Source organism: Azoarcus olearius, from assembly GCF_001682385.1.
Lineage (GTDB): Bacteria > Pseudomonadota > Gammaproteobacteria > Burkholderiales > Rhodocyclaceae > Azoarcus > Azoarcus olearius.
On record NZ_CP016210.1, the window covers coordinates 2808079 to 2824609 of the forward strand.

General features: G+C 68.4%; 13 protein-coding genes. 8 read left to right on the forward strand and 5 right to left on the reverse strand.

Annotated features, from left to right (window positions below; genetic code table 11):
• Window positions 1-32: 32 nt before the first annotated feature.
• From dqs_RS12880 to dqs_RS12900, 5 genes are all read right to left on the reverse strand, one after another.
• Window positions 33-995 carry a ketopantoate reductase family protein gene (locus dqs_RS12880; protein WP_065340736.1) on the reverse strand — a complete coding sequence of 321 codons (963 nt, stop codon included), beginning with the start codon at window positions 993-995 and terminating at the stop codon, window positions 33-35.
• A gap of 83 nt (window positions 996-1078) precedes the next feature.
• Window positions 1079-2116: a TRAP transporter substrate-binding protein gene (locus dqs_RS12885; protein ID WP_065340737.1), complete on the reverse strand. Its 1038-nt coding sequence runs from the start codon at window positions 2114-2116 to the stop codon at window positions 1079-1081.
• Window positions 2117-2218: 102 nt separating this feature from the next.
• A complete protein-coding gene (locus tag dqs_RS12890; RefSeq protein WP_065340738.1) occupies window positions 2219-3676 on the reverse strand; it encodes a benzaldehyde dehydrogenase in 1458 nt (485 codons plus the stop codon).
• 52 nt (window positions 3677-3728) lie between these two features.
• The gene (locus dqs_RS12895; protein WP_011766204.1) at window positions 3729-5435 is read right to left on the reverse strand and encodes a thiamine pyrophosphate-requiring protein; all 1707 of its coding nucleotides are present in this window, start codon (window positions 5433-5435) and stop codon (window positions 3729-3731) included.
• Between the two features lie 151 nt (window positions 5436-5586).
• The gene (locus dqs_RS12900; RefSeq protein WP_084018500.1) at window positions 5587-6483 is read right to left on the reverse strand and encodes a LysR family transcriptional regulator; all 897 of its coding nucleotides are present in this window, start codon (window positions 6481-6483) and stop codon (window positions 5587-5589) included.
• Window positions 6484-6713: 230 nt separating this feature from the next.
• Here dqs_RS12900 and ccoG point away from each other — a divergent pair, with 230 nt between their 5' ends.
• The 8 genes from ccoG (at window position 6714) to dqs_RS12940 (ending at window position 16510) form a co-directional block, all read left to right on the forward strand.
• Entirely contained in the window at window positions 6714-8177 is a 1464-nt protein-coding gene (gene ccoG, locus dqs_RS12905; protein ID WP_065340739.1) for a cytochrome c oxidase accessory protein CcoG, read from the forward strand.
• An 83-nt stretch (window positions 8178-8260) separates the two neighbouring features.
• Complete coding sequence (locus tag dqs_RS12910) at window positions 8261-9883, forward strand: sigma 54-interacting transcriptional regulator (RefSeq protein WP_065340740.1); 1623 nt, start codon at window positions 8261-8263, stop codon at window positions 9881-9883.
• Between the two features lie 247 nt (window positions 9884-10130).
• Complete coding sequence (locus dqs_RS12915; RefSeq protein ID WP_065340741.1) at window positions 10131-10670, forward strand: OsmC family protein; 540 nt, start codon at window positions 10131-10133, stop codon at window positions 10668-10670.
• Between the two features lie 41 nt (window positions 10671-10711).
• Entirely contained in the window at window positions 10712-11854 is a 1143-nt protein-coding gene (locus dqs_RS12920; protein WP_084018503.1) for an acyl-CoA dehydrogenase family protein, read from the forward strand.
• Window positions 11851-13200 carry an FAD-dependent oxidoreductase gene (locus dqs_RS12925; protein ID WP_065340743.1) on the forward strand — a complete coding sequence of 450 codons (1350 nt, stop codon included), beginning with the start codon at window positions 11851-11853 and terminating at the stop codon, window positions 13198-13200. Before dqs_RS12920 ends, dqs_RS12925 begins: the two co-directional genes overlap by 4 nt.
• 64 nt (window positions 13201-13264) lie before the next feature.
• Window positions 13265-14668, forward strand: a complete 1404-nt coding sequence (locus dqs_RS12930) for a CmpA/NrtA family ABC transporter substrate-binding protein (RefSeq protein WP_065340744.1) — start codon at window positions 13265-13267, stop codon at window positions 14666-14668.
• An 11-nt stretch (window positions 14669-14679) separates the two neighbouring features.
• Window positions 14680-15552, forward strand: coding sequence for a nitrate ABC transporter permease (gene ntrB, locus dqs_RS12935; protein WP_065340745.1), 873 nt, complete (start codon window positions 14680-14682; stop codon window positions 15550-15552).
• A complete protein-coding gene (locus tag dqs_RS12940; protein WP_065340746.1) occupies window positions 15542-16510 on the forward strand; it encodes an ABC transporter ATP-binding protein in 969 nt (322 codons plus the stop codon). Before ntrB ends, dqs_RS12940 begins: the two co-directional genes overlap by 11 nt.
• Window positions 16511-16531: the final 21 nt, after the last annotated feature.

Here is a 16531-nt window from a genome sequence, read left to right on the forward strand (position 1 = left end):
TCTTCATTCAAAAGCGTGGGGATCTCGGCCGGTCAGGCCGAGGGCGTACTGCGACCAGCCTCGACGAGCCTGACCAGGGCCAGCAAGGCTCGGGTCGCCGGCGTCGCGATGCCCCGCAACCCGGCCCGTGCCACGACCGCCCCGTTGATGGCCTCGATCTCGGTGGGCCGCCCGGCAAGCACGTCCTGCAACATCGACGGCTTGTGGCCGACATGATGACCGATGGCATGCAGCACGCTTGCGCGGACCCGGTCCGCATCGACCGCAAGCCCCTCGGCACGCGCCACCGCGAGGACTTCATCCACGATGTCCAGCGCTAGGGCTTGCGCCCCCGGCGTGCGGCCGATGGCGTCGACCGGACAGGCGCTCACCGTGCAGATGCTGTTCAAGGCCGCGTTGAAGGCGACCTTTTCCCAGATCGCGGTGTTTACCATCGGATCGATCGCGCAGTCGAGGCCCGCGCGACGCAACAGGGCTGCAAGGCGCTCGAGGGCGTCGTCCTGACCGCCGTCCAAGCGGGTGAAGCGGATTTTTCCCTGGCCGTGCGATTCGACATGGCCGGGACCGCACAGGTCGGCCGGGCAGGTGGTCATCCCGATCGCCACACGATCTGCCGCCGCATGCGCGCAGATCCGCTCGCCGTTGCCCAGACCGTTCTGCAGGCTGAGGATGCGCGTTTCCGGTCCGATCCAGCGCCGTATGCCGTCCAGCGCGGCATCGGTGTGCATGGCCTTCGTGAACACCACGATCAGGTCGGGCGTCTCGTGCACGTCGTCCGGGCGACAGGCATCGAGCCGCACCCGCCGCTCGCCGCTATCGGTCACCAGTCGCAGGCCATCGCGGCGGATGGCGGCGAGGTGCGTCGCGTTGATATCCACCAGCGTGACTGGCACGCCGACCTCGGCCAGCAAGCCGCCGAACAGGGAACCCATTGCCCCCGCCCCAAGCATCAGGACGCGCGGCACCGTGTCTGCCGCCGTGTCGTGATTCGTCATGTTTTCTCCAACAGCGTTGCGCGGGGAACATCCGCCGCATCGCCGACCGTGGGCTGCCCGCGGCCGGCGGTGCGCCGGACCGCTCAGTGCCCCTGGCGCGCGTTGATCGCGGCCTTGGCCTCGGCCAGGATGTCCTTCGCCGGCAAGCCCTTGGCCGCCGTTTCCTCCACCCATTGCGCCGCCACCCGCTCGCCGGCCACCAACCAGCCCGTCCGCTCGGTCGCCGGCACCTCGTACATCACGTTGCCGCGCTCCTGCGCCTGCTTCCTGCCCACCACGCGTGCTTCGTCAAACACCTTGCCGACCCATGCGGAGGCTTCGACCCCGCTGTTCGCATCGATCACCTTCTTCAGCTCCGGCGGCAGCTTTTCATAACGGGCCGGGTTCATCGCGAACACGAAAACCGTGTTCGACAGCATCGGCATCGACTCGTCGGTTTCGGTGTGGAACTTGACCACCTCATGCACTTTCAGCGGCGGCACCACCTCCCACGGCAGCATGGCGCCGTCGACCACGCCCTTGGACAGGGCCTCGGTGACCTGCGGCGCCGGCATGCCGATCGGCGTCGCCCCCAGTTCCTTCAACAGCCGGGTCGACTGGCGGGTCGGCGCACGCAGCTTCATCCCCTGAAAATCCGCGAGCACCTTGATCGGCTTGCTGGTGGTGTGCAGTTGCGCGCCGTCATGGACGTGGAAGATGAGCGGCTTCACCGGCTTGTATTCATCGCCCGCGTACTTGGTGAGGATGTTCCACACCACCGGGCTGCTGCGCTCGGCGCTGCGGGTGATGAACGGCAGTTCGAACAGTTCGGTGACCGGGAAACGGCCGCCCTGGTAGCCGGGCACCGTCCATACGATGTCCGCGATGCCGTCCTTGGCCTGGTCGAACAGCTGAGGCGGCGTTCCACCCAGCGACATCGCCGGATAGATTTGGCATTTGAGCCGGCCGGCCGACTCGGCCGCGATCTTCGCGCACCAGGGCTCGATGAAGTTCTTGTGCGCCGTGGCGCTGGGCGGCAGGAAGTGGTGCACCTTCAGCACCACCTCGTCTGCAGCGACCGCGGCACCTGCCAGACTGCCCCAGAGCGTGGCCAGCGCGACTGCATTGCGTTTGAAGTTCATTTTTTTGTCTCCTCGCGTTATGCCGGCCACGTTCGATCGGGGCCGGTGTTCCTGTACGGCCCGCGGCCTGCCATCGGGCGGGCGCGGGCGGCCGATGCGGAATCAGAAGGGATAGGCCGGCGGCGTATCCTTGACGGTGACCCACTGCCACTGGGTGAACTCTTCCCAATTGGCCGGCCCGCCCACGCGGCCGCCGTTGCCCGAGGCAGCCCGGCCGCCGAATGGGACATGGGGCTCGTCCGCCACGGTCTGATCGTTGATGTGGAGCAGGCCGGTATTGAGGCGATTGCCGAGCGCCAGCGCCCGTCCGGTCGAACGCGAGATCACCGCGGCCGAGAGGCCGTATTCGGTGGCGTTGGCCAGGGCCACGGCTTCGTCCTCGTCGCGGAAGGTGGTGACGCAGGCCACCGGCCCGAAGATCTCCTCCTCGAACGCACGCATGCCCGGCTTCACCCCGCCCAGCACGGTGGGCCGGTAGAACAGCTGGTCGTAGGTGCCGCCGGCACACAGCCTGGCGCCAGCGGCCACGCTGTCCTTCACGACGGCATCGATCTGGCGCAACTGCCCGTCGCTGATGATCGGCCCGAGCGCCACGCGGCCGCTGGCGGGGTCGCCCACCGGCAGGTGGTCGGCCTTTTCGGCCAGCTTCGCAAGCAGCTGTTCGGCGATCGACTCATGCGCCAGGATGCGGCCGGTGGCCATGCAGATCTGGCCCTGGTGCAACCAGGCGCCGAACGCCGCGCAGCCGGCGGCGAGATCGAGGTCCGCGTCGTCGAGCACGATCAGCGAATTCTTGCCGCCGAGTTCGAGCGAAACCTTCTTGAGGTGGCGTCCGCACAATTCGCCGACCGTGCGGCCGACGCGGGTGGACCCGGTGAATGCCACCATGGCGATGTTGGGATCGGTGCACAGCGCACCGCCCGCATCCGCCCCGCCCGGCAGCATGTGCAACACGCCCGGCGGCAAGCCCGCCTCCTCGAAGATGCGGGCGATCAACACGCCGCCCGACACCGCGGTGCGGAGGTCCGGCTTGAGCACCACCGCGTTGCCGGTGGCCAGGGCCGGCGCCACCGCGCGTATGGCCAGGATGAGCGGGAAATTGAAGGGAGCGATCACGCCCACCACGCCATGGGGCAAGCGCCGCGCGAAGCTCATGCGCCCCGGATTGCTCGGCAGCAGCAGCCCCTGCGGCTCGGTGAGCATGCCGGCCGCCTCGTACAGGATGCCGACCGCCGCCTTCAGTTCGACGTCGGCCTTGGGACGGATGGCCCCGCATTCGCGCACGATCCAGGTGGCCAGTTCCTCCCACTGCTCTTCGACCAGCCGCGCCGCCTTGCGGAAGATGGCCGCCCTATCCTCGTAGGGCATGGCGTGCCACGCCGGTTGGGCGGCGCGCGCAAGGGCCGCGGCGCGCACCACCGACTCCGCGTCGGCCACCCCGATGCTGCCGATCTGCTCGCCAGTCGCCTTGTCGGTCACCGCCGCCCGGGCTTCGCTCGCGCGCCATCCGTCGCACATGAGCTTGTCCTGCCAGACTGCGTGATCCATGAGCGTATGCATGTTGATGTCTCCTGTCTGATTTGTTGGGTCGGGCGTCTGCACCCGACGGGGACTACAGGGGGTCGAGCTGAACATCCAGCACGGCGGAGCGGCCGCCACGGACGGCGGCGAAGGCCTGGGCCAGGGCGTCCCGCAGCGCCTCGGGGCGCGACACCCTGAGCGCCAGGGCACCGCCGGCCGCGGCGGCGATACCGGCGTAATCGGCGGGCGGGTCGAAACTCACACCCAGGTCGGACGAACGGCTGGCGTAGCCGTCCGGATGCACCGCCAGGGTCGATAACTTGGGGGACTTCCAGCCGCCGTTGTTGAACACGATCTGGACAAAGGGCGTGGCATAGCGGCGCGCCATCCAGTGCACGCTGGAGGGGACGGTGAACATGTAGCTGCCGTCACCACACATCGCGACCACCGTCTTGTCCGGGTGGGCCAGCTTCACGCCGATGGCCGCGCCGCCGTTCCAGCCCAGCGAGCCGCCGCCGCTGGCGATCATGCTGCCGGGGCGGCGCATGCCGAGGTGGTCGATGATGGCTTCGTAGTTCGAGATGCCTTCGTTGCAGACGATGGTGTCGTCATCGATGAAGTCGCGCACGCAGGCGGCAAGATAGGCCGGGGTGATGGTTTCGCCCGCCACCTCGCGCGCCCTCAGCAGTTCGTCGCGCCGGCGATGCAGCGCCGTGACCCGCTCCCGCCGCGCCGCCACCAGATCGGCATCGAGCGCCACCCCGGCGAGACCGGCGTTGATCTGGGCCAGCGCCGTGGCCGCATCCGCGCGGAATACCTGACGCGACGGGATGTACCACAGCGGCATCTGCTCCTTGAGCGGATCCACGTCGATGTAATACACGCGCGCATCCTCGCTCGGACGGTTCACGAGCGGAATCCAGGGCACGTCGCTGTCGATTACGAGCACCAGGTCGGCTGCGGCCAGGGTTTCGTTCTGGCGCGGCGCATTCCATTGGTTGCCGAGGTACATCGGGTGATCGGCCGGAATGTTCACATAGGACGGCACCGACTCGATGACCGGAATCGCGAGCCGCTCCACCAGCTTCACCAGCTCCGCCACCGCGGCGGCGCTGCGGCCGAGGAAGGACGTCACCACCACCGGATGACGGGCGGCCGCGAGATCCGCGATCAGCGCCTGCAGCCCCTGCTCCGGCAGCGCGCAGGGGGCGATCGCCTGCCACTGCCCGGCGTCGAGCTCGACCCGCGGCACTTCCTCTTCCATGACCTCGCGCGCCCCGGTCAGGTAGGCCGCCCCCTTCGGGTCGCTGCAGGCAATCTGCATCGCGCGATAGACCAGTTGCTTGACGTTGCGGCCGGTGCGGATCTCGTTGTCGTAGCGGGTGTAGCCGCGCACGATGCCGCGCTGATCATGCACATCCTGTATCCACTGGATGAACTCGTTGCGGCTGCCGCGCAACTCGCCTTCCTGGGTGAAGGGCGACGCGCCGGCAAAGATCAGCACCGGCACCCTCGCCTTGGCGACGTTATGCACTGCACCCGCGAGCGCCTGCGTGCCGCACTCCACATGGACCAGCACGGCCTGCGGCTGACCGGTGACCTGGGCGTACCCCTGGGCCGCACTGAGCGCCACCATCTCGTTGGGACAGGTGATGAGCGCGGGCACCTCGCGCGATGCGGCCTTCGCCTCCTCCATGCTCTCGACGATGGCGGGATGGTCGCTGCCCAGGTTGGCAAACAGATGGCGGACGCCACGCTCGTGGAGCGCCTCGAGAAATGCCGTACCCGTTGTGTACATTCGTCTCCTCTCCTGGGTGATACCGGTGTCGGTTGGTCGTCACCTTAGGAGCGCAGGCGGGGAGCGGCAATTCAGCAGGCGATACGTGAGATATAGATGGCGTCGATAATGGCGGAACGCCGCCGGGCGTCCTCCTCATCGGAGGATGCGGCTATTTGCGCTCGCGGTCGAACAGGTCGGCAACCAGTTCGCGCATCCAGGCATGTCCGGGGTCGCCGGTATAGCGCCGGTTCCAGTACAGATTGACGTCCATACCGCGTTGCAGCGCGGGCAAGGGAAAGCTGCGCACGCGACTGCGCGGGCGGAAGGCATGCACCACCTCGCGCGGGGCGACGGCTGCGAAGTTGCGCTCGGCAAGGATCGCCGGCACCACCATGAAATGCGGCACCCACAGCTTCACCCGCTCGAGCAGGCCGCATTCGCGCAGGATGGCCAGCGTCTGCGGATGCGAGGTCACGGCGATGAAGTCGAGTCCGTTGAAGGCGTTTTCCCCCTTGCCACCGGACGGGATCAGGTGACGGGGCGCGATGACCGCATATTCGTCGGCCAGCAGATGGCGACACTCGAAGCCCTGGTCGAGGACGGGCAGATAACCAATCGCGAGATCGATCTGGCCACTGTCGAGCGCAGCGGCAAGCTCCACTCCGCCCAGTTGCCGCGTTTCGATGCGTACGCCGGGCGCGCGCTCCAGCAATGCGCGCATCAGCTTCGGCAGGAAGATCACCTCGCCGAAGTCGCTCATGTGCAGGCGGAAGGTACGGCCGGAGCTGGCGGGTTCGAAGTGCGCATGCTCGTCCAGGGTGGTCTGCAGCACGCGCAGCGCCTGCTGCACCGGGCCGGCGATGCGGTCGGCCACGACCGTGGGCTCCACCCCCGAACGGGTCCGTACGAACAGCGGATCGCCGAACAGCAGTCGCAGACGGGTCAGGCCGTGGCTGACGGACGGCTGCGTCAGTTCCAGCCGGACCGCTGCGCGGCTGACATTGCGCTCCAGATATACCGCCTCGAAAATCTTGAGCAGATTGAGGTCTACCGATTGGATATTCATGGCGTCTATGTAAAGGCGTGACCTCGATTCTAGCGGCTGGCACCACCGCCGCAGTTGGAGCCGGCAACGCCCGGCGGCCCGTCCAGCCGCGGCCTCCTCGCCCCCAACTGTTATGCTCAAAAACACGACAGACTGAGACTGTTACCCACTCAGGCGCAGTGGTCTACTCCTCCCGCCGCCCCGAACACCGCCATTCAGACGCGCTGCGGGCCGCGGCGAGGATGCTCTCCATGCACACCCCTTCCACCCGGGCCCAGGGCGCCCGCATCGAGTTCTACCGCAACACCGGACAGATCCACCCGCGCACCACCCACGGCCGCTTCAACACCTGGCGCTGGGCCATGGTGTGGCTCACCCAGCTGATCTTCTACGGCGCCTGCTGGCTGCAGTGGGACGGCCGCCAAGCGCTGCTGTTCGACATCGCCGAGCGCAAGTTCTACCTCTTCGGGCTGGTGCTGTGGCCGCAGGACGCACTGCTGCTGGCGCTGCTGTTGATCGTCGCCGCGGCCGGGCTGTTCCTCGTCACCGCGCTCGCCGGCCGGCTGTTCTGCGGCTTCGCCTGTCCGCAGACCGTCTATACCGCGATCTTCCGCTGGGTGGAGGCGAAGGTCGAAGGCGACCATCTGGCGCGCATGCGGCTGGACCAGGCGCCGCCCAGCGCGCGCAAGTTGGCGATCAAGGGCACCAAGCACGCCATCTGGGGCGCGATCGCGCTGTGGACCGGGATCAGCTTCGTGGGCTACTTCACCCCGATCCGTGAGCTGCTGTTCAACCTGGGCCCCGGCGAACTCGGCCCTTGGGAAGGTTTCTGGGTGTTCTTCTACGCCGCCTTCGCCTACCTGCAGGCCGGCTTCGCGCGCGAGATGGTGTGCATGCACATGTGCCCCTACTCGCGCTTCCAGGGCGTGATGTTCGACGCCGACACCCGCACGATCAGCTACGACGGCCGCCGCGGCGAACCCCGCCGCCAGCGCGGCACGGCCGCCGCACGGATGGCGACCGCGGGTGCGCCTGCCGCCGTCGCCGCGCCCGCCCTCGCCGGCCGGCCCACCGCCGGACGCGGCGACTGCGTGGATTGCAGCCTGTGCGTGCAGGTCTGCCCCACGGGCATCGACATCCGCGACGGCCTGCAATACCAGTGCATCAACTGCGGCCTGTGCGCCGATGCCTGCGACGACGTGATGGAGCGCGTCGGCGCGCCGGCCGGACTGATCCGCTTCGCCTCGGAACGCGAACTCGCCGCGCCGCGCGCCACCCCGGCCCCCACCCTGTTCGACGGCCTACGCCGGCCGCGCGCGCAGGTCTATCTCGCCACGCTGGTGGTGTTCTCGCTACTCGGCGCCTGGATGCTCGCGCACCGCGTGCCGCTGCAGGTGGACGTGCTGCGCGACCGCCACGCGCTGCTGCAGGAAGCCGCGGACGGCAGCATCGAGAACACCTACACGCTGAAGCTGGTGAACATGCTGGAAGAACCGCGCGCCTTCCGCATCCGGGTGGAGGGCCCCGCCGGCGCCCGCCTCACCGGTAACGACACCTTCCAGGTCGCCAGCGGCAGCGTGTTGCCCGTGCCGCTGACGGTGGCCGCCCGGCCCGAACCCGGCAAGTCCGGCGCGCAGCCGATCCGCTTCGACATCGAGGCGCTCGACGGTCCGCCCACCGCGGTGACCGAGCAGAGCGTGTTCCTGCTGCCCTGACCGGCAGCGGGGCGCGGTGCCGGTCAGGGCATCGCGCCCCGCGCCCTGTTGGCCCCTTGCACCCGGCGTGGTAAACACGCCCCATGAGTACGCCCACCCCCGCCGTGACCGATAACGAGGGTTCGCCCGCCTTCTGGCGCGAACAGGAAATGCTGCTGATGCAGCAGGTGATGGGCCTGGTCGGCAAGAGCCTGTCGCCCGACGTGGTGCTGCGCGAGATCCTGCACCTGATGTCGGAACTGCTCGGCCTCAACCGCGGCCGCGTCGTGCTGCTCGACGACAATGGCGAGCTGTGCCGCATCCGCTACGCCTACGGGCTGACCCGCGCGGAAATCGCGCGCGGCCAGTACCGCCCTGGCGAAGGCGTCACCGGCCGCGTGCTCAAGCACGGCCAGCTCGTGATCGTGCAGGACATCGACCGCGACGAGAACTTCCTCGCGCGCGCGGTGGAACGCGACAAGCTGCCGCCCGGCCCGGTGGCCTTCATCGCGCTGCCGATCCGCATCGAGCAGCGGACGGTCGGCGTGCTCGCCTGCCACCGCATCCGCCGCCGCAACCGCGCGATCGCGGACGACCTGTCGCTGCTGCGCATCCTCGCCACGCTGATCGGCCAGCTGCTGCAGCTGCACGCGATGCTGGAAGCGAAGACGCGCGAGCTGGAGGAGCAGAACGAGATCCTGATGCACGCGCTGGAACACGAGACCGCGCGCTACGGCATCATCGGCACCTCCGCCCCGCTGCTGCGCGCCATATCCGAACTGGAAAAGGTGTCCGACGCCACCGCCAGCGTGCTGCTGCTGGGCGAATCCGGCACCGGCAAGGAACTGTTCGCGCGCGCACTGCACCTCGCCAGCCCGCGCCGCGACAAGCCCTTCATCAAGGTCAATTGCGCCGCGATACCCGACACGCTGTTCGAGTCCGAGCTGTTCGGCTACGAACGCGGTGCGTTCACCGGCGCCAGCAACAGCCGCGAAGGGATGTTCGAGCAGGCCAACCAGGGCACCATCTTCCTCGACGAGATCGGCGAACTGCCGTTGCCGATGCAGGGCAAGCTGCTGCGCACGCTGCAGGAGGGCACGATCACCCGACTGGGCGGCAAACGCGAGATCCGCATCGACGTGCGCCTGGTGGCGGCGACCAACCGCGACCTCGAAATGGAGGTGGCGCGCGGACTGTTCCGCCAAGACCTCTACTACCGCCTCAACGTCATCCCGATCCGTCTGCCCTCGCTGGCCGAACGCAAGGAAGACATCCGCGCGCTCGCGCTGCACTTCCTCAGCCGCACCAACCAGGCCAACCAGCGCAACGTCAACCTGCTGCCCGACGCCTTCTCCCGGCTGGAGGCGCATCCGTGGCCGGGCAACATCCGCGAGCTGTCCAACCTGATCGAGCGCATCGTGCTGCTGGCCGAAAAGCCCATCCTGAGCGCACGCGACATCGAGCGCTTCATGCCCGGGCGCGAAGCTGCCGCGACACCGGATGCATCACCAGCCCTCGCGGCGCCGGTTCCTGCGGCGGCCGTGCCGTTCGGCGCTGCGGTGGTCCGCCCCTACGTGCCTGCCCACTCGCACAGCGCCGAGGCGCTGCGCGAGGCGGTGGCGCAGTGCGGCGGCAACAAGTCGCGCGCGGCCCAGATGCTCGGGCTGACGGGCCGCCAGTTCGCCTACCGGTGGCAGAAGCTGGTGCTGGATGCAGACGGCGCCTGAGCTTCCTTGACCCTGAAAATGTCTCCACATTGTTTACATTGTTAACAATGTGGAGACACCCGCAATTCGGCCCGCGCTGCGTCCGATATCGCACAAACCTTCATTTTTCCAATTCATAACAACATCTTAAGAAGCACTACGCACGACTGGCACAGGCGTTGCTGAAGGGACTGCGAGTCCATCGTGATTGCGATGGACCGAGAGCGGCAAGCGGAAGCGCCGCCCCACTTTCCCTGAGGAGAACGTCTTGAGCACCACCACCGCCACCACCTACCTGCGCCCGATCGACCGCGACGGGCTGTTGAAGTTTGCCGCCGCCGGGCGCGACAACCCGGAGCGCCGCGGCACCAACAAGGTGCACACCGTGATGCAGGGCCAGTTCCGCTCGTGGAGCTACGTCGGCATCCACAACCCGGTGATCGTCGACGAACCCCTGCACCTGTTCGGTGAGAACACCGCGCCCGCACCGGGCGAAATCGTGCTGTCCGCACTCGGCGGCTGCCTCAGCGTCGGCATCACCGCGGTCGCCACCTACCGCCAGATCAAGCTGTCCCGCCTCGAAGTCTTCCTCGAAGCAGACATCGGCAACACCGCAGCGTGGGGCGCCGGCGGCGCGGAGCGCAAGCCGGAGGAAATGGGCTTCCAGGAGATCCGCGTCAAGGTCGTCATCGAGGGTGAAGCCACCCGCGAGCAGCTGAACGAAATCGTCCAGCACGCCAACTTCTACTCCCCGGTCGCCAACACGATGCGCAACCCCATCCCGTTCAGCATCGAACTGGCCGACTGAGCGCCGCCCGCGCCGAACACCCTGCCCACGCGGAGAACGCCATGAAGACTGCAGCAGCCCATCCCGCGACCTTCGATCCGACCTGGTCCGACGACCGGGTGATGGAGCAGGTCGCGGCCATCGCCGACGGCCCTCTGGCCGATGCGGCCTATCGCATCGACCATGAAGGGCACTACCCGCTCGACATCATGGCGTCGCTCGGCAAGGCAGGCGCGTTCGGCGCCCACCTGGAGCGCAACGGCCGCCGCTTCGGGCTCGCGCTCGACGCCATGCGGGTCATCAGCCGCAGTTGCGGCGCTACCGGCTTCCTCACCTGGTGCCACGATGTCTGCGGCCTGTACATGGAACAGTCGGGCAACCCGGCCCTGACCGGTGGCGCGCTCGACGACCATGTTGCCGGCCGTACCTTCGGCGGCACCGCGCTGTCCAACCCGATGAAGGCGCTGGCCGGCATCGAGAAGATGCTGCTGCGCGCCACCCGCGTGCCGGGCGGCTACCGCGTCAGCGGCGCGCTGCCCTGGGTCAGCCACATCGCCCGCGGCCAGTATTGCGGTGCGATCGCCGGGGTGTATCGCGACGACGGCAGCCTGTCGCACGAGATCATGTTCCTGCTGCGTTTCACCGATGAAGTGGTGCTGCGCCCGTGCCCGGCGTTTTCGGGCATGGAAGGCACCAGCACCTGGGGCGTGCGGCTCGACGGCTACTTCGTCGGCGAGGACAGCCTGATCGCCGACCCCGCGCGCCCCTTCATCGCCCGCATCCGCGCCGCCTTCGTGCTGCTGCAGGCGGGCATGGCGGTGGGCGTCGCAGAAGGCAGCATCGCCTCGATGCGCGAGGTCGAGCCGGTGCTCGGCCATGTGAATCAATACCTGCACGACCGCCCGGACGAACTGCAGGCCGAGTTCGACGAACTCGGCGCCCGCGTGGCCCGGCTCGCGCTCACCCCCTACGACGGCAGCAAGGACTACCTGCTTGACGTGCTCGACGCCCGCACCCAGGGCGCCGAGTTCGCGCTGCGCGCCTCGCAGTCGGCGCTGATGCACCAGGGCGCGCGCGGCTACCTGATGAACTCCGCCCCCCAGCGCCGCATCCGCGAGGCGCACTTCATCGCCATCGTCACGCCGGCGATCAAGCACCTGCGCTGGGAAATGGCCCGACTGTCGGCGGAGGCCATGCCCGCATGAACGCCCGCGCCAACACCCCCTGGAAACAATTCCTCTGCCGCGCCTGCGGCCTCGTCTATGACGAGGAGAAAGGCGACCCCGACAGCGGCATCGCCCCCGGCACCCGCTTCGCGGACATCCCGGACGACTGGGTCTGCCCGCTGTGCGGCGTGGTCAAGGCCGACTTCGAACCCTACGAACCGGTGCTCGCGGCGCAGCCGCCCATGGTGGCGAGCGCGCCGGCGCGCACGCCGGGCGTCGTCATCGTCGGTGCCGGCACCGCCGGCTGGTCTGCCGCCGAGGCGCTGCGCGCGCTGGACCCCGCCGTGCCGATTACGCTGATCAGCGCCTGCGCGGCGGACCGGTACCACAAGCCGGAACTGTCGATCGCACTCAGCCGGGGCGACGACCGCGCCGGATTGGTACGCGAATCCGCCGCCGCAGCCGCGCGCCGGCTCGGCGTGCGCCTGCTGCCCGAAACCTACGTGGTCGGCCTTTCGCCGGCGCTGCATCAATTGCGCACCACCCGCGGCACGCTGCCCTACACCCGGCTGGTGCTGGCGCAGGGCGCCCGCCCCGCGCTGCCGCCCAGCCTTCCGGCCGAACTGTGCTGGCGGGTGAACGACCTTGCCGGCTGGTCCGGTCTGCGCAACTGCCTGGACGGCAGCGCCCGCCGCGTCGCCATCGTCGGCGCCGGCATGGTCGGCTGCGAGCTGGCCGAGGATTTCGCCCGCGCCGGGCACGCCGTCACCCTGCTCGACGTCAATGATGCACCGCTGGCCGCGCTGCTACCGGCGCCGGCCACGGATCGCCTGCGTCAGGCGCTGGAAGCCCAGGGCGTGTGCTTCGTCGGCGGCGCCCGCGTGGCCGAGGTGCGCGCCGCGGCCGACGGCAGCAAGCAGCTCCGGACCGAGCAAGGGCTGCAGCTGGAGGTGGACGAGATCGTCGCCGCCACCGGCCTCGTCACCGACGGCCGTCTCGCCCGCGGCGCCGGCCTGGCTTTCGAACGCGGCATCGTCGTGGATCCGCGCAGCCTGCGCACCAGCGCCGAGGATGTCTATGCGCTGGGCGACTGCATCAGCATGGAAGGCGCGCCCTGCCGCTTCATCGAGCCCATCGCGCGCCAGGCCGAGGTCATCGCCCACGCGGTGCTCGGGCGCCCCCATGCCGGCTACGCCCACCAGCAGCCGGTGATCCGGCTCAAGACCCGCTCGCTGCCGATCGCGCTGCACGGCCAGCCCTGCAACGGCGGCGACTGGAAGGTGCTCGAGGCGCGCGACGACTACCTGCACATGCAGCAATGGCACCGCGGCCAGCCGGTCGCGCGGCTGGAAGTCGGCAAGGCCCGCCAGCGCCTGGCCGCCTGAGAAACCCAGAACACGCGCAGCAGACGACACGAATCCCCCCTTCAGAGAGATAGGTGCCCAGACCATGAGAGACGAAAACCTGTACCGCCCCTACGCCGCCGATTCCAAGCTGGGCGGCTGCTCCTGCGGCCAGCACGGCAGCCAGCACGAACACGATGCCGCAGCCGCGGCGGCACGCGCGCGGCGCGGCGAGGCGGCGGAAACGCTGTCGGCCGACTTTGTGGAAGCCGCGGCGGTGAAGGCACTGTTCCCGCACGACGCCACGCGCCGCCGCTTCCTGCAGGCGGTGGGCGCCCAGGCCGCGGTGGCGGCGATCGCCAGCGTGATGCCGATTTCCGACCTGCAGGCGATGGCGCTCGACAAGGTCGGGCCGCTGGAGAAGAAGGACCTCAAGATCGGCTTCATCCCGATCAACTGCGCCACGCCGCTGATCATGGCCGACCCGATGGGCTTCTATAAGGAACAGGGGCTCAACGTCACGCTGAGCAAGACCGCCGGCTGGGCCCTGGTGCGCGACCAGATGCTCAACCGCGAGCTGGACGCATCCCACTTCCTCGCGCCGATGCCGCTGGCGATCTCGATGGGGCTGGGTTCTGCCGCGCAGCCGATGCGCGTGGCCACCATCCAGAACGTCAATGGCCAGGCGATCACGCTGGCGATGAAGCACAAGGACAACCGCGACCCGAAGAACTGGAAGGGCTTCAAGTTCGCGATCCCGTTCGAGTTCTCGATGCACAACTTCCTGCTGCGCTACTACCTGGCGGAGCACGGCCTCGACCCCGACCGCGACGTGCAGCTGCGTGTGACCCCGCCGGCCGAGATGATCGCCAACCTGCGCGCCGGCAACATCGACGGCTTCCTCGGGCCGGACCCCTTCAACCAGCGTGCGGTCTATGACCAGATCGGCTTCATCCACATCCTGTCGAAGGACATCTGGAACGGCCATCCGTGCTGCTCGTTCGGCGTGGCGCAGGGCTTCATCGAGCAGAACCCCAACAGCTTCGCCGCGCTCTACCGCGCCATCCTCAACGCCGCCGCCAGCGCCCGCAAGCGCGAGAACCGCGCCGAAATCGCCAAGGCGATCGCCGCGCCCAACTACCTGAACCAGCCCGAGACGGTGATCCTGCAGGCGCTGAGCGGCCGCTTTGCCGATGGCCTGGGCAACGTGCGCAACGAGCCGGAGCGCGCCGACTTCGATCCGATGCCGTGGTATTCGATGGCGACCTGGATGCTGACCCAGATGAAGCGCTGGGGCTATGTGAAGGGCGAGGTCGATTACAAGGCGCTGGCCGAGCAGGTCTTCCTGCTGACCGACGCGCGCGCCCGCATGAAGGAGCTGGGGCAGGACATCCCGGCCGAAGCGGCGGCCAGCGGCTATCGCAAGTTCAGCATCATGGGGCGCGAGTTCGACCCGGCGAAGGCCAAGGCCTACGCCGACAGCTTCGCCATCAAGCACGAGCAGGCCTGAGGAGCACGGCGATGAAAGCCTCCTTCAGACTACGCGCGGCGATGCTGTCGGCCTTCCTGTTCGCGGCGCTGCTCGGCATCTGGCAGCTCGGCACCACGCCCCGCCACGCGCCCCAGGCGGCCGCGGTGATGACGGCCGAAGAAGCCGAATACGCCGCGCTGATGGGCCTGCCGACGACGGGACAGGCGGCGGCGCACAAGAACGACGGCTTTCCCACGCCGTCGCAGTTCGCCGCGCACGCGCTGGAACACCTGCGCGACCCCTTCTACGACAACGGCCCCAACGACAAGGGCATCGGCATCCAGCTCGCGCATTCGCTGATGCGGGTCGGCCTCGGCTACCTGCTGGCGATGGCGGTGGCGATCCCGCTGGGCTTCGTGATCGGCATGTCGCCGCTGCTGCACAAGGCGCTCGACCCGTTCATCCAGGTGCTGAAGCCGATCTCGCCGCTGGCGTGGATGCCGATCGCGCTCTACACGATCAAGGACTCCTCGGTGTCCGGCATCTTCGTGATCTTCATCTGCTCGATCTGGCCGATGCTGATCAACACCGCGTTCGGGGTCGCCAACGTGCGCCGCGACTGGCTCAACGTCGCCCGCACGCTGGAAGTGAGCCCGCTGCGCAAGGCCTTCGAGGTGATCCTGCCCGCCGCCGCGCCCACCATCATCACCGGCATGCGGATCTCCATGGGCATCGCCTGGCTGGTGATCGTGGCGGCCGAGATGCTGATCGGCGGCACCGGCATCGGCTACTTCGTGTGGAACGAATGGAACAACCTGTCGCTTGCCAACGTGATCTTCGCGGTGCTCGTCATCGGCGTGGTCGGCATGGCGCTGGACCTGATGTTTGCCCAATTGCAGAAGAAGGTGACGTATGCCGAATAAGGACCTCCCGCGCACCGGCTCCCGCCCCGCCGGCACCCACGCCTTCGTCGAGGTGGATGGGCTCTCCAAGCGCTACCGGGCCGATCAGCCGCCGGTGTTCGAAAACGTGAGCTTCGACATCGAGCGCGGCGAGTTCATCTGCATCATCGGCCACTCGGGCTGCGGCAAGAGCACCATCCTCAACGTGCTGGCCGGGCTGGAGGAAGCCAGTGGCGGCGCCGTGGTGATGGACGGCCGCGAAGTCGCCGGCCCCAGCCTGGACCGCGGCGTGGTGTTCCAGAGCCACGCGCTGCTGCCGTGGCTGACCGTGGAGGAGAACATCGCCTTCGCGGTGCGCTCGCGCCATCCCGACTGGTCGCGCAAGCAGGTCGCCGCGCACGGCGCACGCTTCATCGAGATGGTCGGCCTGTCGCACGCGGCGAAGAAGAAGCCGTCCGAACTCTCGGGCGGCATGAAGCAGCGCGTCGGCATCGCCCGCGCCTTCGCCGTCGAACCCAAGATGCTGCTGATGGACGAGCCCTTCGGCGCGCTCGACGCGCTGACCCGCGGCGTGATCCAGGACGAGTTGCTGAAGATCTGCGTCGCCACGCATCAGACCGTGTTCATGATCACCCACGACGTGGACGAAGCCATCCTGCTGGCGGACCGCATCTTCCTGATGAGCAACGGCCCCAAGGCGCGCATCGCGGAGATCGTGGTGAACACGCTGCCGCGCGAGCGCAGCCGCGAAACCATGCACCACGACCCGCAGTTCTACTGCATCCGCAATCACCTGGTGGATTTCCTCGTGCATCGCTCGAAGACCATCCAGCAGGCGGTCGCAGGCGGCGATCTGTCGGGAAAGCTCAGCGAGCTGGCGGTCACCCACGTCGTCCGCCCTGGCATCACCGAATGCGACGACGAAACCGGCTGCGCCAGCGACCGCCGCACCCAGACCCCGATCAGCGCGGTGGCCTGAGGCCGCGCCCCACCCCATCCC